Origin of the sequence: Nostoc sp. C117 (assembly GCF_043099735.1) — a bacterium.
Classification (GTDB): Bacteria; Cyanobacteriota; Cyanobacteriia; order Cyanobacteriales; family Nostocaceae; genus Nostoc.
Genome location: NZ_CP170991.1, coordinates 7,531,892 through 7,554,315, shown reverse-complemented (window position 1 = coordinate 7,554,315; position 22,424 = coordinate 7,531,892). Strand labels below are relative to the sequence as shown.

Sequence of the window (22,424 nt, the reverse complement as noted above, 5' to 3'; positions counted from 1 at the left end):
TTACTTTTTACTCTTGACTAAACTACTCCGTTTAGTTTAGCATGAATTGAACTGAACAGTTTAGTACAAATTGTGAATGGGGAAAGGTGAACACTATGGTGCAGAACTGGAAATTAGAGGATTTAAAGTCTCCCCAAAATCTTTTGCGATCGCCTACGACACTAGCAATAATTGCATCTCTAGCCATAGGTGGAGCTAGTGTTTACACCGTGCAAAAGTTTCAGGCTACCGCTAATGAAAAGCAAATAGTACCAGTAGATGTTCAGCCAGTTATAAAAACAGTCACAGCATTGGGACGCTTAGAACCAAATGGAGAAGTGATAAAACTGTCTGCAACTTCTTCTACTGAGGGAAGTCTGGTTGAGAAACTATTGGTAAAAGAAGGCGATCGCGTCAAAGTTGGGCAGGTAATTGCAATTATGGATAGTCGCGATCGCTTGCAAGCAAGTTTAGTAGAAGCCCAAAAACAAGTTGAAGTTGCCAAATCCAGCCTTAACAAGGTAAAAGCGGGAGCAAAACAGGGAGAAATTGGAGCAAAACAAGCTGCTGTCAGCCGTCTAGAAGTCGAACTAGAGGGAAATATCAAAACTCAGCAAGCCACAATCGATCGCCTAGAAGCAGACTTACAAGGACAACGAGAGAGTTTACAAGCAACAGTGGATCGCGTCGCCGCCGAAAAGCGGAACGCTCAAGTAGAAGTGCAACGCTATGAGGCTTTATACAAAGAAGGGGCAATTTCCAGTCAGCAAGCCGATCAAAAACGCTTGAGTGCAGAAACTTCTACTCAGCAGGTAATTGAAAACCAAGCCAACAAGACAAGAACTGTCGCTACTTTAGAACAGCAGATTAAAGAAGCCAAAGCGAACCGCAATCAAACCCTCGCTAGCTTGCAACAGCAGATTAACGAAGCCAAAGCCACCCTTAACGAAACAGCTGAAGTTCGTCCTACAGATATTGCCAACGCTCAAGCAGAAGTAGACAGCGCTCAAGCCACTGTAGGAAAAATTAAAGCCCAACTCGACCAGGCATACGTCCGCGCACCCGAAGCAGGACAAATTCTGAAGATTAATACACGAGCTGGAGAAACCGTTTCTAACGACGGAATTGTAGAACTAGGTCGAACCGACCAGATGTATGCAGTCGCAGAAGTCTATCAAAGTGATATTAACAAAGTGCGATCGGGTCAACAGGTAAAGGTAATCAGCGATTCCCTTCCTGGAGAATTACAAGGAACCGTTGATTGGATTGGGATGCAGGTGCAGCGACAAAATCTAGTCAACAGTGACCCCTCCAGCAATATTGACGGCAGAGTAGTAGAAGTTCATGTGCGATTAGACAAAGCATCTACTGCCAAAGCTGCCAAGTTTACCAATCTGCAAGTAAAGGCGGTAATTGAACTATGATTGGATTTATTCAACAATTACGGCAGCGAACCCCTCTGGGATGGCTGCAACTGAGCCATGAAAAAAGCCGTCTCTTGGTGGCATTGTCAGGCATTGCTTTCGCAGATGTTCTTATGTTCATGCAGTTAGGATTTCAAACCGCCTTGTTTGACAGTAATACTAAACTGCACAAGAGTATACAGGCCGACATTTTACTAGTTAGTCCTCAAGCCCGTAACTTGTTAAATGCGTCCACCTTTACACGGCGGCGATTGTATCAGGCAATGGATGTACAAGGGGTGAAGTCAGCAGAACCAATGTATGTCAACATTGTCGATTGGAAGAATCCTAAAACACGGCAAAAGACATCTGTATTAGTTATTGGGATTAATCCGGAAAAGCCAGCTTTCAACTTATCAGATGTAAACAACCAGATAGATCGGGTGAAGCTACCAGATACCCTGTTGTTCGATCGCGCTTCTAGAGGAGATTATCAAGAAGCGATCGCCCAAGTTGATGGAGGCAAACCTGTAACGACTGAAATTGACCGTCGGACGATTACCATTAGCGGCTTATTTTCAATCGGTGCTTCCTTTGCGGCTGATGGTAACCTGATTACCAGCGACCAGAATTTCTTGCGGCTATTTCCTAAACGAGAAGCCAGCAGTGTCAGTATCGGTTTGGTTCAATTAGAATCAGGCTATGATGCAAAACAAGTAAAAGCAGCTTTAGAATCTCATCTAGATAATGATGTTAAAGTTTTAACCAAAACAGAATTTATCGAATTTGAAACAGATTATTGGAAAAAAAATACAGCCATCGGGTTTATCTTCAGCCTCGGTGTAGCAATGGGATTTATGGTAGGCGTGATTATTGTCTATCAAGTTCTTTCTACAGATGTGAATTCCCACATGAAAGAATATGCCACCTTTAAAGCAATGGGATATAACAATGTCTACTTATTAGGTGTGGTGTTTGAAGAGGCGATAATTTTGGCAATCTTGGGCTTTATCCCAGGAGCGATCGCACCTTTAGGACTTTATGCTTTAACTCGCAACGCCACCAATTTACCACTTTATATGACCGTAGCACGAGCCACCACAGTGCTAATACTAACTATGATTATGTGTATTATTTCTGGTGCGATCGCTACTCGGAAATTACAATCCGCTGACCCCGCAGATATGTTTTAAAAAATGGGGACTGGGTACTGGGTGTTGAATATTAACTTTTAATTCCTAGTTCCCAGTCCCTAATCACCAATTCAAAATCTAAAATTAGTATGCCTCCTGTAATCTCTGTAAAAAATCTCGACCACTATTTTGGTAATGGTCAACTTCGTAAGCAAGTTCTTTTTGATATCAACCTGGATATTAACGCTGGCGAAATAATTATTATGACTGGGCCTTCTGGTTCTGGTAAAACTACACTTCTCACCTTATCAGGCGGCTTGCGTTCTGCTCAATCTGGTAGTTTGCAGATATTGGGACAAGAACTTTGTGGTGCTAGTACAGCACAACTTACCCAAGTGCGACGTAATAACGGTTATATTTTCCAAGCGCACAACTTGCACGGTAGCCTGACAGTACTCCAGAACGTCAGAATGGGCTTAGAAGTGCATAATAATATTTCACCGGCAGAAATGAAAACCCGGTCAGCCCAAATGTTAGAAGAGGTAGGATTAGGACATCGCATCAATTACTATCCTGATGACTTGTCGGGGGGACAAAAACAAAGAGTAGCGATCGCTCGTGCGTTGGTCAGTCGTCCTAAAATTGTCTTAGCAGATGAACCAACCGCCGCCCTTGATAGTAAATCGGGACGAGATGTAGTCAACCTGATGCAAAAACTGGCAAAAGAACAAGGTTGTACAATTCTTTTAGTGACTCATGACAACCGCATTTTAGATATTGCCGATCGCATTGTTCACATGGAAGATGGCAAACTAGTAAACGATCGTGCCGTTGCACTACTTACTTAGCATTAATATTTATAGTTGGGATAAGCCAATAGGCACGAAAAAAGAGATTCCCAGTTCTAAATCAATTTCCAATCAAAAGTTATCAAAAACTAATAGCTAATGACTAATGAAATAACTGAGAAATTAAAACAGTCTTCTGTTAATTTGTTAATGATGAGTGAGTCAGACTACCCTTTTGAGGTTATTTGTTGGACTAGTGAAGCTCACAACCTGACAACTCAAAAATTACTCCAGCTAACAAATCATCCCCAAGATTCTCAGGTTGAGGAAGTCGAGTTAGATTATTTATTTCGGAATTGTGCTTATGAAAAAGACTGGCACGACGAACAGCAGAAACAGAATGTTACAAAATTTCAAACACTTCTAGAGACGCTGAAAAATAACCTCAATGAAATCAAAGTTTATCGCATAGGTACGATAAATATTGATGTCTATATTATCGGCAAGACACCATCTGGAGATTTAGCAGGGCTTTCGACTAAACTTATAGAAACCTAGCGAATAATTCGTAATTCGTAATTAATTGGCGGATGAATTCATTTTCTTGATTAGGAATAACAAATTTATTCTTTGTTTTAGTTACAGGGAATTCATGAGCCACTTGTAGCAATTCGTAATTACATGAGGTACATAGTAGTTAGTAGTCCTGCAATGCTTATCAGGAATAAATTCCTGACTAAACGCCTTAATTTATTTACTCCTAGCTACTTGAAGTACGAATTACCAATTACGAATTACAGATTATTCACTAGATTGTGTGGTTTTGATTTAACTACAAATTGTCAACTCTAGCTTCAATCACAGATTGAACAGATGTTGACACATTAGATAAGAAATCGAAGCCTGTTAACGCTTCAACTGAGTCAACAGAAACTCTATATGTTTTCCAATCATTGTTTCTTATGCCTTGTATGTTAGGCATATTAACAGTTATAACTCTTGTGCTAGTGGTAACTCCAGATGCCCCAGCACCAGGATTATTTACTACAATCACTTTCCAAACTCTACTAGGAACTTGAACTCTACCATTAGTAATTGTATATTTTGTTCCATTGGAGCCAGTTCCACCACTACCGTAGCCACCAGAAATAATATATAGTTCTTTTCCCCCAGTTACTAAGCTTCTTAAGTAGTTTTCTAATGAAGCCCATGGCCCCTGATTATTATCTGGTGACTGTGGCACCATATTTGTCATCAGGAAAGTTGCAGAGTTGTCCGTTACTGTTTTTGTTCTGTCAGCGGAAGGTGTCATGTGTCCTCTATCAAACCCGCTACCAGAATAGTCAGAACCACCTACTTGATACCATCCTGTAGGGAGGGTCGTATCAGCGCGGAAATCGTCTTGTCTTGGTGTCGAACCAAGCCACGAGGAGTTTAACTGCCAAGACACCCAATTTGGAGTCCCTCTGTCACGACTGTAACTCATTGCATACTGGGGTTTTACTAATAAATAGTTGTTTGGATATGAGACATTTGTTGTTGCGTTACTTGGATTACCTAAGGTTAAATGCACACTTGATGATTGTGCGTTAGTTGGGCGTAAATATCCAATCAAGACTACAAGTAGTGCTACAGCTACACAAGGCAGCAGAAATTTAAAAAGCCTAGTTTTTTTCATGTTTTTAGTATTTAAAGACACAATTAGTCTTCTATGGCTTATGTCCTTAAATCAAGTATTCAGGGATACCAAACCTATAAAATCTGCAAATAATTAAAAGAGAAGTCAGAATTGCGGACGCTCTTTTAGAGACACTATCAATACGGTTTGGATAAGTATTTTTCACTTTTCTTGCAATCTGGCGAAAACGGAAGGGATAAAGGGTCAAGGATGTATTCAAAACCTTTCGCCTTTAATCGAACTGTATTCGAGATACTTTACTTAATTTATATCTGATTGTTGGCGCTGTTACAACGCGTAATTTTAAAAACGTTTACTATACCTTGGTACTTTCATAAAACAAAAGTAGTTAAGTCAGAACATAAACCTCAGATTTAGTAGAGAATTTTCTTGTTCTCCTATCTGTCTAAATCATCCGATCTCAGTAAAATCTCAAAAATTACCAATTTTGTGAAGGAATTTCAAGTGATAAATGAACAATATCTGAATTTTGACTTATTCTTCAATTTGTTATTTTTTTCCTGAATTTTTAATTATTCGGACTTCAGAAGTCTGACATTTTTCTGCGCCACTAGTTAAGAGGTAATCTATGGTGCGAAACTCAAAGCTAGGGTACAGAATGTTCCCTAAGTTTATTCTGCGTCCATCTGTTGCTATAAGTATAATTGCATCTTTATTGGTTGGCGGAATAAGTTTTTATACAGTAAAACGCTGGCAAAATTCTGTAACTCAAGAAGCACAAGTGTCAGCAACACAATTGCCACAGTTAAAAACGGTAACAGCTTTAGGAAGGATCGAACCACAAGGAGAGGTAATTAAACTGTCTGCTGCGGTGTCTGCGGAAGGAAGTCGAGTAGAAAAGTTGTTGGTGAAGGAGGGAGATAGGGTAAAAGCAGGACAAACGATCGCCATTTTGAACAGCCGCGATCGCCTACAAGCAGCACTAAAAGAGGCGCAGGAACAAGTTAAAGTAGCCCAGGCAAACCTAAACCGCACCCAAGCCGGTGCCAAACGCGGTGAAATTAGCGCCCAAAAAGCTGCCATCGCCCGTCTCAACGCAGAACGCCTTGGCGATATTGATTCGCAAACAGCGACAATTGCCAAATTCCAAGCCGAAGTGCAAAATGCCCAAGTCGAAAACCAACGTTATCAGGAACTATATCAACAAGGGGCAATTTCGGCATCCCAACGAGACACCAAGCGTTTAAATTTGGAAACAGCCCAAAAAAATCTGCAAGAAGCCCAAGCACAGTTAAATCGCACCCAATTAACTAGCCAACAACAAATCAAAGAAGCCACAGGAACACTCGATCAAATCAGCGAAGTGCGAGGTGTAGATCTAGCAGCTGCCCAAGCAGAAGTCAATCGTGCCATAGCAGCCATGAATTTAGCGAAAGCCAATTTACAACAAGCTGAAGTGCGATCGCCCCAAAATGGACAGATATTCGAGATTCATACCCATCCTGGAGAAATAGTATCAAATAATGGCATTGCTGATATCGGGCAAACTAACCAGATGTATGTCATTGCCGAAGTTTATGAAAGTGACATCGGCAAAGTACATTCAGGGCAAAAAGTCCGAATCTTTGGCGATTTCCTAGCCATTGAACTGCAAGGAATCGTAGATCGTAAAGGCTTGCAAGTGCGGCGGCAAAATGTCATTAACACCGATCCGGCCAGCAATATCGATAACAGAGTCGTAGAAGTCCATATCCGACTAGATCAAGCCTCCAGCCAAAAAGCTGCAAACCTAACCAATATGCAAGTTAAAACAGTTATTGAATTGTAAAAAATCAGGGATTGGGGACTGAGGAAGAATAATCCCAACCCCCAATCCCTAATTCCCAGTACCCAGTCTCCAGTCCTCAACCCCCAGTACCTAATTATGGGATTGATCGAACAACTGCGACGGCGAACTCCTCTAGGATGGCTGCAACTGAGTCATGAAAAAAGCCGTCTATTGGTGGCTTTGTCAGGCATTGCCTTTGCGGATCTGCTGATGTTCATGCAGCTAGGCTTTCAGACTGCGCTGTATGACAGTAACACTAGACTACATCGGAGTTTACAAGCAGACATTGTTTTAACCAGTCCCCAAGCCCGTAACTTGCCAAGCTTGTCTACGTTTTCTCGACGGCGACTTTACCAAGCGATGGATATACCAGGGGTGAAATCAGCAGAACCGATGTATTTCAACAATACAATCTGGAAAAATCCCCAAACACACTGTGAGGCGGGGGTATTAGTTATCGGCTTCAACCCAGACAAGCCAGCTTTTGATTTACCAGATGTTAATCAGCAATTGCAAGTAATCAAGCTACCAGGTGTTGCCTTATTCGACCGTGGCGCCAGAGGAGATTATCAAAAAGCGATCGCCCAAATTGACCAAGGTAAAATCGTCACTGCAGAAATAGAACGCCGCACAATTATTATTGGTGGTTTATTCCAAGTTGGGGCTTCTTTTGGTGCCGAAGGCAACTTAATTACCAGCGATCAAAATTTTTTGCGGCTATTTTCGGGGCGACAGTCCGGTAGTGTCAGTTTAGGTTTGATTCAGGTAAAACCAGGTTATGACTCAAAAAAAGTAGCAGCAATGCTCAAAGCCTACATGAGAGATGATGTCAGAGTGTTAACTCACGCAGAATTTATTGAATTTGAGAATAACTTCTGGAGAACAAATTCCCCAATTGGATTTATTTTTAGCCTGGGTGTATCGATGGGGTTTGTAGTGGGCGTGATCATCGTCTATCAAGTCCTTTCCACCGATGTTAATGCCCATGTTCGGGAATACGCAACCTTCAAAGCAATGGGATATCGCAATTACTACCTTCTAGGTGTGGTGTTTGAAGAGTCATTGATATTGGCAGCGCTGGGTTTCTTTCCCGGATTGGGAGTGTCCTTAGTACTTTACCAACTGACTCGCACTGCGACAAATTTACCCATGTACATAACTGCAATTCGGGCATTACAGGTATTAGTACTGACCATAATTATGTGTGCAATTTCCGGGGCGATCGCCACCCGCAAACTCCAAGCTACCGATCCCGCTGACATGTTCTAGAAAATGGGCATGGGGCAAATCAATTCAAAATTCAAAATGACGCTCTCTACAAGACGCTAAAAGCGTAGCTTGCAACTCTTACAGAGTAAGCCGACTCGCTAAGGCTGCGCTATCCTGCCTCCTTTTTCCCAATCCCCTTATGCTTCCCGTTATCTCTATTAAAAATCTTGACCACCACTTTGGTCACGGCTCACTCCGCAAGCAAGTTTTATGTAATATCAATTTAGAGATTAATGCTGGTGAAATTATTATTATGACCGGACCATCTGGTTCTGGAAAAACTACTTTGCTAACTTTAGTGGGTGGGTTGCGTTCTACCCAATCTGGTAGTTTGCGCGTGTTGGGACGAGAACTGTGTGGTGCTGATGCCCAACAACTAGTCCAGGCGCGACGCCGTAATGGTTATATTTTTCAAGCGCATAACTTGCATGGTAGTTTAACGGCACTCCAAAACGTCAAAATGGCTTTGGAATTACATAATCTTGGGTTAAAAAAGATGCGAATTCGCTCAGCCCAAATGCTAGAACAGGTAGGATTAGGAAATCACCTGCATTACCATCCCGATCGCCTGTCTGGAGGACAAAAACAACGAGTTGCGATCGCTCGCGCTTTAGTCAGTCATCCTCAAATTATCCTAGCAGATGAACCTACTGCTGCCCTTGACAGTCAATCTGGACGAGATGTAGTCAATCTTATGCAAAAACTGGCAAAAGAACAAGGCTGCACCATTTTAATGGTTACCCATGACAACCGTATCCTAGACATTGCCAATCGCATCGTTCACATGGAAGATGGTAAGCTCAAGTCAAAAGAGAAACTCTCTACCTAAAGTTAATCTGCTGAAATTGATCTAAATTTTGATCGCTGACCAAAATTAGAATTTAGGACTCCATCACTACAACTTGAGAACTCAAAACTTCAAGCTTAAATACCAAAACAAAAAACTCAGTAAAATTACTGAAATTTTATATATTTTACCAACAGTAATAAAATCTGTTATCACTGTTGTTATCACTCTGTAGATAGAGATTCGGGATTACATAGACAAAACCAGGTTTGTGTAAAATCTTAATCTCCTTCATTTTTTTTGGGTTATTTCTGGCACTTTGCCTCTGACTTAGCTAAATTTGCCTGATTTACGCAAACTGACTTCAACCTCATAGTGTCATATGAGTGTCCAGTTGAATAAGTGTCCAGTTGATTCCAAGATTTTCTTCAAGTACTATTATGTAGTGACTTTAACTATCAAAGGTTTCTTTTATTGCCTAACAATTGATCGCTATGAAAGCCCGTAGGAGCGTTTTTACCATAAATCAAGTGAAATTTTACGAACAATCACAATGTGATACGGCTTGGTTATTACAGTTAATACAAATTCACAAAATTACAGTTACAAATCATTCTTCTTTAGCCCCCGTTCCTCGTTTCCTTTGTGTCCATTAGCACCTAAAGCGGGTGCTAAATTTATGGCTTTCAACACATCTGGTGTAAAAATGAAACACTAGTAGTAGTGAGCTAGTCTATTTTCCAACACAACCAAGGGAATTTTCCAGCTTTATGATTACTGAGAATCGCACTATTAATTCAAACAAGAACCTGCTTGGTTTTAATGTCAAAAAGTTGACATTTAATCGCCGTGCAGTAAATTTGTTAAAGGGAATGTTTGCTATTCTCCCCATCACCTTGGCATTGCCTGTAGATGCTTTGCAAGTGAAAGTTATTCCAACTAATCCTAGATTAGGAGATACACTCTCGGTAGAAATTAATTTAGATAATCCTCAGAATGGTACAAATCCAACCGTAGCTACTGGTAAAAACACATACCCAGCATTTGAAGTTTCACCAAATCAGTATCGGGCTTTTGTTCCCACAACTCCACTTGAAAAAGCTGGAACTAGGGCACTTCAGGTTACCGGAGATGGACAGGTGCAAAACTTAGCGGTGAATGTGCAAAATCGTAAGTTCCCCATACAACGCATTACTTTACCACCAGGCAAAGCTGGAGTAGACGCCACAGAGTATGAACTCAAGCGCGTTGCAGCTTTTAAGGCACTGCAAACCCCAGAAAAATACTGGAGTGGAGTATTTCTCAAGCCCAATGCTGGGCGGATGAGTACAAACTATGGTGTACGTCGCTACTATAATGGTACATTTGCAAAAGACTACTATCATCGTGGCCTTGACTATGCTGGCGCTGCCGGTTCAGCCGTAATTGCTCCAGCCGCTGGGCGAGTTGCTTTGGTAGGTAGGGTATCCCAAGGGTTTCGGATTCACGGTAACGTAGTTGGCATTGACCACGGTCAAGGAGTAACCAGTATATTCATGCACCTGAGTCGTATTAACGTCAAAGAAGGTGATTTTGTGAAAGCTGGTCAACTAATTGGTGCAGTAGGTTCAACAGGTGCCGCCACAGGACCGCATTTACACTGGGGTTTGTACGTCAACGGACAATCTGTTGATCCAACACTCTGGCGAACTAAGGTTGTTAACTAGTAGAGGCGGAATTGATCGCGTCTGTGCATAATTTGTGTTTTTTTTGCTGAGAATTAGGCAAAATAAGTTGGATTGATACCGTCCCTACCAAGCTTTGCTAACATAAATGATGATAAGCATTATGAGTATCGAAAAAATTGTAGAACAAGCTCTCCAAGATGGTTATTTAACACCAGCAATGGAAGCAGAAGTTGGTAGAATCTGTGACAATGCTTCGGAGCTCTCAATTGAAGAGTACATGGCGCTCGATCGCCTAATGGGGGCGCTCTTAACTGGTGAGGTAGTGGCGGTACCTCGTAAACAATTCATTAACGTCATGGAAGAATTGGTACTAACCGAAGCGATCGCCCGAGTCGCAGAAATTGAAGCCACCAGTGAAAGTTCCCTAGATGTTGGCGATATTGCAGCCTACGCTCTCAATCGTCTACCACCCTTGTATGCGACTACAGAAGAAGGAGCTAACTACCAGCGCCAACGCGCTCAAGCAGAACTCCAAGAACTAATTTCCCAGCAAGTAAATGAAGCGATCGATCGTTACCTAGATAGACCTAATTTCTTCCCAGAAAGACAAGCTTTGGGCAAAAGCACTGGGAATGAAGTTCTTGACCAACTTGGTGCTTTACTTAGAGCATCTGCACCTAATTTTGAGCAAAAATTCTAATTTGGTCATTGGTCATTAGGCCTTTTCTATTACTCTCATTAAATAAAAATTAGAAACCTTTATTTTTATAGGTTTTTGTGAATCTAGGTGTAGGTTGGGTTAATACTTTACGAAACCCAACCTAACTATCTATAACTGAGAAAATTAGACTGTAGCTTGGTCAAAAAACAGCGTTAGTCATTAGTCATTTGTTTGAGGAAGGCAGGAGGCAGGAGGCACGAAGAAAACTGCCAGACGCTCATTATTAAAAATTTGGTGGTTCTTATTCAGGAAGGGTCTGAATCCCCAACTCAAATAAAACCTTCTGCCTTAAAAGTGCTGAGTCCTGAGTGCTGAGTAAAAATACCAGTCTCCAGTTATTCTTTCATTAGACATCTCCAGAAAAGAAAAAAGACCCCTCTCCAAACCTCTCCCCGAAACGGAGAGAGGCTTTAAAACCCCCCTTCCCGCACTTCGTGCCGCTACGCGAACGTAGGGAAGGGGGGAAGGGGGGTTAGGTCTGGGTGCAAATTTGTGGTATCTAAATCTTTTTCGGAGATGTCTATTCTTGCGTGTGAAACTTGTTTCATCGGGACTACCTTCTAACTCCTGCAAACAAACGACTCTTAAAGTGATTTCTCATAAAAAAATACCTGTGTTGACGAGTTTAGACTTCGCTCAACTCTCGACCAGTCAGTTGGTTGAGCGTTCGCAAAGCGTCTCGCAGAGAAGTCGAAACCAACGCTATGGTAAATTTATTACTAGAATTCACCTAATTAATCACGCACTAACACTGTTGTCCCTATAGTCACTTGCTCATACAACAATCTGACATCAGCATTACGCATTCTTAAACACCCGTGAGATACAGCCGTTCCTACAAGGTCAATATCTGGTGTGCCATGAAAGCCAATTTCATTGCGTCCATCTGACCAAAAGCCAATCCATCTGTCTCCTAAAGGACTATCCGTACCGGACTTAAATACTTGACCAGTAATCGGGTGACGCCAGACTGGATAATGTCGCATATGTATCACCTGAAAAGAACCCGTGGGCGTTTCCCAACCTTTCTTACCGACAGCAATCGGGTAGCTTGCTATCACCTCGTCTCCTGCGTATACGTATGTGCGGCGATCGCTTAAATCAACTATCACTTGTGTTTTGGCAGATACAAGCTTATTAGATGGTATTTGTTGGGCTGAAGCTTGAGACCATAGAGTTTTTGGCCAATTGTTCACAATTGGATTTTGTGTTTCTGTTTGCGCCACCAACCGCGTTTTCGTTGGTAGCTCTGTAGGATTAGCTATATTGTTCTTAATTGTTTGGGACTTACTTTCAGACTTCACAGCAGAAGAGTTGAGCGTAGAAGCCTTCTGAGTTAATTTAACTACATTCTTCTTAATTATTTTTGACTGCGTTTGAGGATTGAGCCGAGAAGACTTCCGAACTGTTCCTTTCGCTAGATTCTTCTTAATTATTTTCGACTTAGTACCAGACCCAATAGCCGAAGATTTTGGTGTCAACGTCATTTTTGTAGTTGAGCCTTGGGTGTTTTCACCAGGAGAAGCAGATGCACCCAGGGCAATTTCTCCCAAACTCACTGGTGAGAAATTCTTATAGACTTCCTCTCGGCGGCTTCCCTGAGGGTTGGTTAGGCTAGAACCTCGCCGCATCGAAGCAGATGCCGACTTTTCAAACTGCCGTCCCGCCGTAGTAATGCGCCAATGCACAGCTAAAGACAAAAATGCTGTGCCAAAACAAAGCAACATTACCATACGCCCTACAGATTCGTTTCTTACCATTGCTATCGCCTATTGTTTATCCCTGACATATCCAACTGAAAAATTGGATGGGTTCATCATCCGATCATCAAAAATTTATCAATACTTATCATTTCTGATATAAATCTGCCAATAGCTCTGGGCAAACTAAGGCTATACGGATTGTCCCAGCAGCAAAACTCCAAGTGAGGAATATTCCTCCAAAGTTCAGGAGGTCGAAAGCCTCTAGTTGGACTTTCTTGTGGAACTTTTGAAATGCAGCAATCAATCATTAATGGTGTGGGTGGGAGAAAAACCATGTTTGAAAAACTATTGCTAGCAGCCACGATTACATTTTCCCTCAATTTCTTTTTTCAAGTTCACCTTCCAGAGCAAAATAACTCTGGTGCTACTTACGGGCTACAACCAGAACAATCAGCAACCATTCTGGTAACAGAATCCAAAAAATAAATCATCATCATCCTAACCAGAGCAACCCAACTTCCAGAATTATTGCCTAAATTGTAAAGGTATCAAGAAGTCAGAATTACAAAATTCCCATTTTCATCCTTATAACCAAATTTAATTATCTCGATCAAGCGTATATACCCAGTTGCTAAAAGTAACAAAATGTGCATAATTAATGCGCCTTTGTTTGCAGATGGCTAAAAGAGAAATATGCAAAGTATAAGCAGAAATAGACTCTTCTGATTGCTAGAAATTTATCTAAAATTCTGTGCTTCAGTGTTCCAGTCATAAATCCGTCACCTTGCCAAGGAACTTGTGCCTCATTACCAGGTCTAATAGATAGGGATGATTTAGAGCCAGTTCGATCTATGAGTCAGTCGATTACTGTATCCTGGTCAACGGTTGATGCAAAGTATCCAGAAGCATCAGTGCAAGTTGACAAACTTCCTAACCACGATTTAATTTTACGCTGTCAAGCCGGACTGCGCCCAGATCGTGCTGCGTTTGCAGAATTGTTACGCCGCTATCAAAGTCAAGTTGATAGAGTTCTATACCATTTAGCCCCAGATTGGCCGGACAGGGCTGATTTAGCTCAAGAAGTTTGGATTCGAGTATATCGGAATATTAACCGATTACAAGAGCCTGCTAAATTTCGGGGCTGGTTAAGCCGGATTGCTACTAACTTGTTTTACGATGAGTTGCGAAAACGCAAGCGGGTTGTGAGTCCTTTGTCACTTGATGCTCCCCGCTCAGTAGAGGATGGTGAGATGGATTGGGAAATTGCTGGCGATACCCCAGGGCCTGAAGAAGAATTGACCACCAGAGAATTTTACGAGCAATTGCGGGAAGCGATCGCTGATTTACCAGAAGTTTTTCGTACTACTATTGTCCTGAGAGAAATTGAAGGTATGGCATACGAAGAAATTGCTGAAATCACTGGAGTTTCCTTGGGAACTGTTAAGTCAAGAATTGCCAGAGCGAGATCCAGGCTACAAGCTCAGTTGCAAAATTATCTAGACTCCTAATTTACAGTACTTTGCTTCTACCCAATGGCCTAATTTAAGCATTGATTAAGAATTGCTAGCAAGATGTACATTATTTCTGTCTTTAGGAGGAAAATTGACTAATTTGTCCAAATTTTATGTTCACTTTACCCGTGTATGAATTGGTAATAATGTTAAGATGACTACTGATTCTCAGTTTTATGATCATTCCCCCTTGCAACTTCCTGAAGATTTGTCGGATGGAGTGGTTGAGTATACCAATGAATCAACGGGTTTTATGGATATGGTGAAGCGCGATCGCTTCGAGTTACTGAGTGCTTATCTTGATGGTGAAGTCACAGCAGCCGAACGCAAGCAAGTAGAAGAATGGCTGGCAAATGATGCCTCCGTTCAATGTTTGTATGCCCGACTATTAAAGCTCAGACAAGGCTTGCGGACTCTCCCAGTGCCAACAGTCCAAGAGTGCCCAGAAGCGACAGTTGAGCAAGTATTAACGCGTTTGCGCCGCCGTTCTCGCTTAAACTGGATGGTTGGAAGCGCAGCCGCAGCGGCTTGTGTGATTGGCGCAGTATCTGGTTTATTACCTGGTGGTACAAAGGTACCACAATTGGCACAACGACCAGAAATAGAACCGGCACAAACGTCTTCGGCGTCTATAGTACCTCCTTCCTCGCTGATGGTGGGACTAAATAACCCGGTAATTGAAATTCCGAAAGCGGCAGTAGCCTCTCCCGATAATTCAATTTATCAGATACAGCCCCAATCCCAAAACCCCAGAGACAACATAAATTAATTGCAAAGTTAATAGTTGAGAAATTATAACTCTAGTTTGGGGTTAAACCGGAGCCACTCCAGCAACCATCAGGTTGAAGAAAACCTCCTAATTCCTCAACTCGCTCTAGACTCATCAAGTAAACCCAAGCCCAACCCAGAGAAAGCGACTGTCCTTCGTAAACCTCGATAGTTTTCCGATTATAGAGGTTTTCTGACATTGGTCTAGCGGGTTGGTAATCTTCTAACGCATCTAGGTGATTTAAAATCGTTGGGTTGGGAAAGGAAAGTAAATATCCGTGAACTTGGGTATACCCTAGCGTCATTGCTGGGTTGCCCATTGGCAAAGCAAACAATTTGCCTTGGACAAAAGCTCTTTTAACATCTACAACTTTGTCAGCACAGAATCTTTTATAGTTAACTTCACCTGGTTTAAGCGTGCCGTAAACAAAAACCCGCACCAAATCAGAAAATTTTATTTGTGATTCAACCATTCTCTATTTTAACCATTAGAGAAACTGGGTGGTGAATTTCAAATTGGTATTAGTCCAATATAGCCAGTTAGATAGAGTGATTACGCAGTTTTTTACTCTATCTAACTGGCTTTGGTATTTTCTGGTTGATGAGGATATAGAAAGCTCTAGCTTACGTGGAAAAGCGATCGCAACAAAAGGGTAAAAATGCTTGAGCGATCGTCACTGGTAATCACATTTCACAAGCTAACTCTAAGCGATATGAAATTGCTCAAGCTTTCGGTAATATTTTAGTGAAAGTAGCAGATGGAGTTATACCTTGGGGAGTTTTTGAAACTCAAGTGGGTGAACTTTGGAATTCAGAACAATTGAAACAGTTAGCGACTGAATGGCCTACTCTAGCATCTAGAAAGATTTCTATCGGAGATGCGACAATTAAAACTGTGGCTGAATATTACGCCAAAACCAGTAGCACATTTCAAGTGGAAATTTTTACGGGCGATGGGGGACTCAAGGCTTATGAGCCAGCTACCCCAGCACCTACGCGTCGAAGCGATCGCCAAAAATCGTAAAATATCCTTGAGCGATCGCCATTCAACTTTCACATCACGTTATCATCGGGTATTGTGGAATTTCCGTGCGTAAATCGATAGCATCTATGACCGCCTCTCACTCTGAAACTCCATCTACCAAGCCTGATGCAAGTACATTTATTTCTGACCATCAACAGGTCGATCGCAGTAAACTAAGTCAAATGTACCTGCATTATGTCGAGACGAAGGATAAATATCCCCACGCGGTATTGCTGTATCGGGTAGGAGATTTCTTTGAATGCTATTTCCAAGATGCTGTCAAACTAGCCCAAGAATTGGAATTAGTTCTCACTAGCAAGCAAGCTGGGGAACAGGGACGAGTGGCGATGTCTGGTGTTCCGCACCACGCTTGGGAACGCTACGCGACGATGTTAGTAGAAAAAGGCTATGCAGTCGTAATTTGCGACCAAGTAGAAGATGCAGCCGAAGCTACTGGTAGATTGGTGCGGCGGGAAGTAACGCGCATCCTCACTCCTGGCACTTTGCTAGAAGAGGGAATGCTCAAATCAAGTCGCAATAATTACCTGGCAGCAGTAGTAATTGCCGCAAATCATTGGGGGTTAGCTTATGCAGACATCTCCACAGGGGAATTCTTGACTACTCAAGGCAGTGATTTAGAACATTTGACACAAGAATTAATGCGCTTGCAGCCTTCGGAGGTGCTAGTTCCCACAAATGCGCCGGATTTAGGTAGTTTACTGCGTCCAGGAGAAACTTCGCCACATCTGCCAGAGTGTTTGCCACCATCATTTTGTTATAGTTTGCGATCGCAAGTACCATTTTCTCAAGGCGAAGCTAGACCTAAATTATTGCAGAAATTTAAAGTGCGATCGCTCGAAGGACTCGGTTGCGATCATCTTCCCCTAGCTGTGCGTGCGGCTGGCGGTCTTCTAGAATATGTGGAAGATACCCAAAAAGAAAACCCAGTCTCTCTGCAAAGACTCCGCACTTATACCGTCACTGACTATTTGATTGTAGATAATCAAACTCGCCGCAATCTGGAAATTACTCAAACTGTCCGGGATGGTACTTTTCACGGTTCTCTACTCTGGGCATTAGATAGAACGAATACAGCAATGGGTGGCCGTGCTTTGCGGCGGTGGTTATTGCAACCATTACTCGATATTAAAGGCATTCGGGCGCGGCAAGATACCATCCAAGAATTGATGGAAAATACACCCCTACGTCAGGATTTGCGGCAGTTATTGCGGCAAATTTATGACTTGGAACGACTGACGGGAAGGGCGGGTTCCGGTACTGCAAATGCTAGAGATTTAGTAGCTTTGGCAGATTCCCTCTCACGCTTACCGGAATTATCCCATTTAGTTGCTCAGACTCGTTCTCCATTCTTGAAAGCTTTGCAAAAAGTGCCATCCATTTTGGAAGAATTGGCACAAAAATTACACGCTCATCTTGTAGAGTCACCACCAATATATATTAAGGAAGGCGGATTAATTCGCCCTGGTATTAATACCCTGTTAGATGAGAGGAAGGCTACTGTAGAAGGAGATCAGCAATGGATTGCCAATTTAGAAGTTGACGAAAGGGCAAAGACGGGAATTTCCACGTTGAAGGTAGGATTTAACAAAACCTTTGGTTACTACATTAGTATTTCCCGTAGCAAAGCTGACCAAGTACCCGCTAATTACATCCGCAAGCAAACCTTGACCAATGAGGAACGTTACATCACCCCAGATTTGAAGGAACGGGAAGCCCGAATTCTCACGGCGCGGGATGATTTAAATCAGTTAGAATATGAGATTTTTACGGCGTTGCGGGAAGAAGTCGCAGAACAGGCGGAGGTAATTCGCAATCTATCTCGTGCAGTAGCGGCGGCTGATGTGTTGTGTGGTTTGGCTGAATTGGCAGTGCAGCAAGGTTACTGTCGTCCAGAAATGTTACTAGGTAGGGAAATTAACATTGTTGATGGTCGTCATCCAGTGGTGGAACAGTCTTTACCTGCGGGATTCTTTGTGCCGAATTCCACACAATTGGGGCAAGAGTCATTAGTCATTAATCATTTGTCATTAGCAGATGACCAAGGACAAATAACCAAGGACAAAGGACAAAGGACAAATGACCAAGAACAAATGACCAGTGACAATCCCGATTTAATCATTCTCACCGGTCCAAACGCCAGTGGCAAAAGTTGTTATTTGCGTCAGGTGGGATTGATTCAGTTAATGGCGCAAATTGGGAGTTTTGTACCAGCGAGATTTGCTAAGTTGGGAACATGCGATCGCATTTTCACCCGTGTCGGTGCAGTTGATGATTTAGCAACTGGTCAATCTACGTTTATGGTGGAAATGAATGAAACGGCAAATATTCTCAACCATGCCACATCTAGGTCGCTGGTATTGTTAGATGAAATTGGCCGGGGAACGGCAACTTTTGATGGTCTTTCTATAGCTTGGGCAGTGGCAGAATATATTGCTGTAGATATTCGCGCCCGGACGATTTTTGCTACTCATTACCACGAGTTAAATGAACTAGCTAGCATTTTGCCGAATGTAGCTAATTATCAGGTGACAGTGAAAGAATTACCCGATCAAATTATCTTTTTACACCAAGTTCAACCAGGAGGCGCTGATAAATCCTACGGAATTGAAGCGGGAAGATTAGCAGGTTTACCGGCAGTCGTGATTCAAAGAGCAAAACAAGTGATGGGGCAAATTGAGAAACATAGTAAGATTGCGATGGGTTTGCAAAATCTGGATGGGTAATTGTACATTAACTAATTATTTGTCACTGTTAACAAAATAATGTCATTTTTAACTAATTAATGTCCACGTTAACAAACTTTTTGTCTTCAAATTGTGTTGGCTAACTATTAATAAAATAATCTTATTAAACTTTTCAGCGTGATGTGTTGTGTGATGTATAAAACTTGGCACACAATAACATAGCTTTTAAAGCTCACGTTGTGTTTAACTTTTCTATTCTCAATTTGCCCCATCTTTCAACCCACCCTACTCTGACATTGCTTTTGAAAATCAAATTTAATTGATTGATTAATTGACTAACTCGACTCTTTCAACTCGCCTCTAGCTGGGAGGAGTGTTGAAACAATTGAAAGGGCAGGTCATGCGTGCCAGTTATGCAACTTTCAACCCACCTCTAGCTGGGAGGGGTGTTGAAACTAGCAGCCAAGTAAAGAAGCGAGGTGAAGAGATAGTCTTTCAACCCACCTCTAGCTGGGAGGGGTGTTGAAACTCAAAGCCAAGTGGCAGGAAATGATGGGAGTCGCTTTCAACCCACCTCTAGCTGGGAGGGGTGTTGAAACTCTGCGCTTCAAACCCTTGATTTACCAATAGTTATGAAGGCATTTTTGTCACGTCTCCCAAAATCGCCCGTCAGTTAATACTTAAAAAAGAAATCAACTGACACACTAAAGGCTATAAACCTTATTAAACAAGCGATTTAAAGTTTTGGCAGGAGTCCCAGGGAAATCGCCCCCGCTTTACCATGCCAAAAAATAATTAAGGTGGGTTCCTCCTTGGTCGGAGGTGATTCAGTAGCCACCACTGCGGTAAACCCGCACCTCTATTACTGGGGGCGCACCTAATTCCTATCCACAAGGGATAGCAGCATCAAGGTGGGCAGCTACCAGGGTCAGAAAGCAAGACTGTTTAACAGCAGTCAAACTAACCCAAATTTACACAGCACAGAGGCTTGTAACAAGCATGAACTGCGGCGCTGTTGAATTTTCTTATTTTATTGTCAAGGTTCGGTGTTTTTTCAATCAGTTTATTTTGCGGGAATGGTAAGCTGTGATCGCTAATTCTTTCGCTTTCTCCTGTGGACTACCTCGAATCGGCTGTTTTGACTCCTCTATGACAATTCCGGTTTTAGCCGCTTGACTTTGAACGATAGAGATCAATCTACCGTAGCTCCATTGATGGACGCTAACTCGATATTGTTTGGCATATTGTTTTTGGACTTCTAGTAATTCTGATTTTTGCTCGGCTTTGACTTGAATCTCACTCTGAACTTGCTCTCGCATATTGTCCAACTTAGGTAGAACAATACTTCCAGCAGAGTAAGTTTGAGCGATCGCAATAATCTCTTTCGCTAGTAATCTGTCTATATATTCCCCTAACTCCGATTCTCCAAACTGATTTGGTGCAGCAAGCGTTTGAGCTATTTGGCGTTGGTGGGATAAAAAATGCTTTTGCTGTCGCTGTCGATTTAGCAGTTTGTAATTATCACCCAGTAGTTGTCTGATGCTGCGATAGGTAATTATTTGACCTGTAGTACCGTCTACTACCGCTAGCGTTGTAGGCTTTTCTAAGCCGAGGCTAACTCCAACAAGAATATGAGATTGTCCTTTATATAAAGTTTTAGTGGGGCGAGGAAAAGGGTTATTAATTCTGTCTAAGGTGGAGTTTTTCCGTTTTATGTGGGCTTGCTGTTTTTCATTAAGGTCGCCTTTGGCTTTTGTATTAGTGATAATTTTAGCGATTTCTTCAGCTTTCTCTTCCCTTACTTGATTAGTTCCTTCACTAGTCCATAGGCGGGTATCTACAGAACAGTAGAGGGTTACACGATTAACATTCCAAGGATCGCCTTTGCCTTCCTCTTCTTGCCAAGCAATACGCCCACTACGGAGGGTAAACAGGCTGCTAGAGTGTTGATTTTTGCTATTTTTCTTAATTTGTTGATCTTCTAGGAAGCGTTGAAACCAGTGAAGTTGGCGAGAATCACAATACACTTGAAAACTATGCTCACTCAAACCGTTGAATTTTACACAGATGCGCCCAAACTGGTTTTTAAACCAAGTCATGTCTTCGTTAGTTTCGTAAGCTACTGGGAAAGGTACTTTGCTAGATTGTCTTAAAAGGCTGTCTTGCCAAGATTTGGCCTCGGCTTCATTTGTTGGAACGTTGTGAGTGGTAACGACAAGGGTTTCTAACCATTTGGCAGATGTTAAATCTCGACCTTTGGGAATTCTTGTTTCTAGCTGTTCTCTGAGGCGTTCAATCTGAATTTCAAGTTTACGGCGGCGTTGAGCAAATTTTTTAGTGTCTTCCTCTTTATCAGTGATTTTGCAACCATTTTTGAGTAAATAGCTGATGGCGCAACGAGTCAAGTTATCTTCTGTGTTGCGGTAAGTCTCAAATAAATTCTTTGATAAACTACGATCGCTATCTGAATTTTGAGATTTTTTGCGCTTTTTAGCTTTTTTCCCATTCGTTGATTGAGTTTCAGCAGTATTGAGAGGAGCAAATTGAGCCAAAATTTCAGCAGCTTTAGTGCGAAGGCTATCTAAGCTGACACCACTAATTTCTACTAATTCAACATCACTATTGAGCATTTCCAACCAGCGAATTTTGCCTTCTAGTTGGAACTGCGATCGCTTCATTAGCGCAAACCATGATTTATATATGTAGTTCACCAATGCGATCGCACTCGTATAAAACCGTCCAGGCTGACCAATAAAGCGAGGGTCAGTTTTCAAAGGTTCGCAGAGTTCTTTGACAACACTAGTCGGGTGTTTGCCCTTTTGTCGCCAACTCTCAAACTCTGGGTGTTGACTTACCTGATGTAATAGTTCATTAATCAGTGCCGTATTTAGCTCTGCCATCAACTTCCATAGGTGGTGGCGTGATGATTCTGAGGCTACAAGACGACACTGAATAGTGATTTGGCTCATTGTTTTAAAACAATATTGTTTAATACTAACACAATTGTATTAAACAAGTCTTCTGTAAAATAAATTGTATGCAGGAGACATTTTTTACAAGCAAGGAAGCTGCTGAAATCACAGGCTGCACCCTTCGTCAGCTACAGTATTGGCGAGAGAGGGGGGTGATTGTTCCTGTAATCAGTGATACTGGGACAGGACGTAGTATTTATTACTCAAAGTCTAATTTGTTGGAACTGGCTGCAATGTCATATTGGCTATCTGTGGGGTTAAGTTTTGACATAGCCAGTACCACGCTTAAAAAGCTGAAAGACCAAGAGCCGGAGTTATTTACTTCAGGTAAAGGTAAGCGGTTTATGTTGTTGTCCCAAGCACAGGAGCGCTCGCTTGAGCTTGTGGAGTTTGACAGAAAAAAGGCGATCGCATCTTTAGATGCAGGTAAACCCGTGATTCCCGTATGGTTAGACGAAATTTACCAACGGTTATCGAGTAAGTTGACGCAGTAGGGTTTATGCACCCAAAATCATAAGAATTATTGG

At 42.0% G+C, this 22,424-nt stretch carries 21 protein-coding genes; 17 read left to right on the top strand and 4 right to left on the bottom strand.

Features of this window, described 5'->3' with window-relative positions:
• Window positions 1-95: 95 nt before the first annotated feature.
• The 4 genes from ACFG4S_RS32300 to ACFG4S_RS32285 all read left to right on the top strand — a co-directional run bounded on the left by ACFG4S_RS32300 (window position 96) and on the right by ACFG4S_RS32285 (window position 3,861).
• Window positions 96-1,403 carry an ABC exporter membrane fusion protein gene (locus ACFG4S_RS32300; protein WP_392532931.1) on the top strand — a complete coding sequence of 436 codons (1,308 nt, stop codon included), beginning with the start codon at window positions 96-98 and terminating at the stop codon, window positions 1,401-1,403.
• The gene (gene devC / locus ACFG4S_RS32295) at window positions 1,400-2,575 is read left to right on the top strand and encodes an ABC transporter permease DevC (protein WP_392532930.1); all 1,176 of its coding nucleotides are present in this window, start codon (window positions 1,400-1,402) and stop codon (window positions 2,573-2,575) included. Before ACFG4S_RS32300 ends, devC (ACFG4S_RS32295) begins: the two co-directional genes overlap by 4 nt.
• 89 nt (window positions 2,576-2,664) lie before the next feature.
• Window positions 2,665-3,363, top strand: a complete 699-nt coding sequence (locus ACFG4S_RS32290) for a DevA family ABC transporter ATP-binding protein (RefSeq protein WP_392532929.1) — start codon at window positions 2,665-2,667, stop codon at window positions 3,361-3,363.
• Between the two features lie 99 nt (window positions 3,364-3,462).
• Entirely contained in the window at window positions 3,463-3,861 is a 399-nt protein-coding gene (locus ACFG4S_RS32285) for a nuclease A inhibitor family protein (protein WP_392532928.1), read from the top strand.
• 274 nt (window positions 3,862-4,135) lie between these two features.
• On the opposite strand, the gene ACFG4S_RS32280 is transcribed toward ACFG4S_RS32285, so the two are convergent.
• Window positions 4,136-4,981, bottom strand: a complete 846-nt coding sequence (locus tag ACFG4S_RS32280) for a DNA/RNA non-specific endonuclease (protein WP_392536134.1) — start codon at window positions 4,979-4,981, stop codon at window positions 4,136-4,138.
• Window positions 4,982-5,573: 592 nt separating this feature from the next.
• On the opposite strand from ACFG4S_RS32280, the gene ACFG4S_RS32275 reads away from it, so the two are divergent.
• The 5 genes from ACFG4S_RS32275 to ACFG4S_RS32255 all read left to right on the top strand — a co-directional run bounded on the left by ACFG4S_RS32275 (window position 5,574) and on the right by ACFG4S_RS32255 (window position 11,193).
• On the top strand, window positions 5,574-6,770 hold the full coding sequence (locus tag ACFG4S_RS32275; RefSeq protein ID WP_392536133.1) for an ABC exporter membrane fusion protein: 1,197 nt from the start codon (window positions 5,574-5,576) through the stop codon (window positions 6,768-6,770).
• A gap of 96 nt (window positions 6,771-6,866) precedes the next feature.
• Window positions 6,867-8,039, top strand: a complete 1,173-nt coding sequence (gene devC, locus ACFG4S_RS32270; RefSeq protein WP_392532927.1) for an ABC transporter permease DevC — start codon at window positions 6,867-6,869, stop codon at window positions 8,037-8,039.
• Between the two features lie 139 nt (window positions 8,040-8,178).
• Window positions 8,179-8,868 (top strand): DevA family ABC transporter ATP-binding protein, encoded by a 690-nt coding sequence (locus ACFG4S_RS32265; protein WP_392532926.1) that lies wholly within the window; start codon window positions 8,179-8,181, stop codon window positions 8,866-8,868.
• 728 nt (window positions 8,869-9,596) lie between these two features.
• On the top strand, window positions 9,597-10,532 hold the full coding sequence (locus ACFG4S_RS32260; RefSeq protein WP_392532925.1) for a M23 family metallopeptidase: 936 nt from the start codon (window positions 9,597-9,599) through the stop codon (window positions 10,530-10,532).
• Between the two features lie 121 nt (window positions 10,533-10,653).
• The gene (locus tag ACFG4S_RS32255; RefSeq protein WP_392532924.1) at window positions 10,654-11,193 is read left to right on the top strand and encodes a late competence development ComFB family protein; all 540 of its coding nucleotides are present in this window, start codon (window positions 10,654-10,656) and stop codon (window positions 11,191-11,193) included.
• Between the two features lie 755 nt (window positions 11,194-11,948).
• Here ACFG4S_RS32255 and ACFG4S_RS32250 read toward each other — a convergent pair.
• The gene (locus ACFG4S_RS32250) at window positions 11,949-12,974 is read right to left on the bottom strand and encodes a L,D-transpeptidase (protein ID WP_392532923.1); all 1,026 of its coding nucleotides are present in this window, start codon (window positions 12,972-12,974) and stop codon (window positions 11,949-11,951) included.
• Window positions 12,975-13,208: 234 nt separating this feature from the next.
• Here ACFG4S_RS32250 and ACFG4S_RS32245 point away from each other — a divergent pair, with 234 nt between their 5' ends.
• The 3 genes from ACFG4S_RS32245 to ACFG4S_RS32235 all read left to right on the top strand — a co-directional run bounded on the left by ACFG4S_RS32245 (window position 13,209) and on the right by ACFG4S_RS32235 (window position 15,197).
• Window positions 13,209-13,403 carry a hypothetical protein gene (locus ACFG4S_RS32245; protein ID WP_392532922.1) on the top strand — a complete coding sequence of 65 codons (195 nt, stop codon included), beginning with the start codon at window positions 13,209-13,211 and terminating at the stop codon, window positions 13,401-13,403.
• A 365-nt stretch (window positions 13,404-13,768) separates the two neighbouring features.
• A complete protein-coding gene (locus ACFG4S_RS32240) occupies window positions 13,769-14,425 on the top strand; it encodes a sigma-70 family RNA polymerase sigma factor (protein ID WP_392532921.1) in 657 nt (218 codons plus the stop codon).
• Between the two features lie 157 nt (window positions 14,426-14,582).
• On the top strand, window positions 14,583-15,197 hold the full coding sequence (locus ACFG4S_RS32235) for an anti-sigma factor family protein (RefSeq protein WP_392532920.1): 615 nt from the start codon (window positions 14,583-14,585) through the stop codon (window positions 15,195-15,197).
• A gap of 31 nt (window positions 15,198-15,228) precedes the next feature.
• Here the strand turns inward: ACFG4S_RS32235 and ACFG4S_RS32230 are convergent, their stop codons facing one another.
• The gene (locus ACFG4S_RS32230) at window positions 15,229-15,669 is read right to left on the bottom strand and encodes a gamma-glutamylcyclotransferase (RefSeq protein ID WP_392532919.1); all 441 of its coding nucleotides are present in this window, start codon (window positions 15,667-15,669) and stop codon (window positions 15,229-15,231) included.
• A 28-nt stretch (window positions 15,670-15,697) separates the two neighbouring features.
• Here ACFG4S_RS32230 and ACFG4S_RS32225 point away from each other — a divergent pair, with 28 nt between their 5' ends.
• The 4 genes from ACFG4S_RS32225 (at window position 15,698) to mutS (ending at window position 18,964) form a co-directional block, all read left to right on the top strand.
• Complete coding sequence (locus tag ACFG4S_RS32225; RefSeq protein ID WP_392532918.1) at window positions 15,698-15,853, top strand: hypothetical protein; 156 nt, start codon at window positions 15,698-15,700, stop codon at window positions 15,851-15,853.
• A gap of 88 nt (window positions 15,854-15,941) precedes the next feature.
• Window positions 15,942-16,220 (top strand): hypothetical protein, encoded by a 279-nt coding sequence (locus ACFG4S_RS32220; RefSeq protein WP_392532917.1) that lies wholly within the window; start codon window positions 15,942-15,944, stop codon window positions 16,218-16,220.
• On the top strand, window positions 16,168-16,293 hold the full coding sequence (locus ACFG4S_RS32215; protein WP_392532916.1) for a hypothetical protein: 126 nt from the start codon (window positions 16,168-16,170) through the stop codon (window positions 16,291-16,293). The genes ACFG4S_RS32220 and ACFG4S_RS32215 overlap by 53 nt, the downstream gene beginning before the upstream one ends.
• 13 nt (window positions 16,294-16,306) lie before the next feature.
• A complete protein-coding gene (gene mutS / locus ACFG4S_RS32210) occupies window positions 16,307-18,964 on the top strand; it encodes a DNA mismatch repair protein MutS (RefSeq protein ID WP_392532915.1) in 2,658 nt (885 codons plus the stop codon).
• Between the two features lie 1,019 nt (window positions 18,965-19,983).
• Here mutS and cas12k read toward each other — a convergent pair.
• Window positions 19,984-21,894, bottom strand: a complete 1,911-nt coding sequence (cas12k, locus tag ACFG4S_RS32205; RefSeq protein WP_392532914.1) for a type V CRISPR-associated protein Cas12k — start codon at window positions 21,892-21,894, stop codon at window positions 19,984-19,986.
• Between the two features lie 68 nt (window positions 21,895-21,962).
• Here cas12k and ACFG4S_RS32200 point away from each other — a divergent pair, with 68 nt between their 5' ends.
• The gene (locus ACFG4S_RS32200) at window positions 21,963-22,391 is read left to right on the top strand and encodes a MerR family transcriptional regulator (protein ID WP_392532913.1); all 429 of its coding nucleotides are present in this window, start codon (window positions 21,963-21,965) and stop codon (window positions 22,389-22,391) included.
• Window positions 22,392-22,424: the final 33 nt, after the last annotated feature.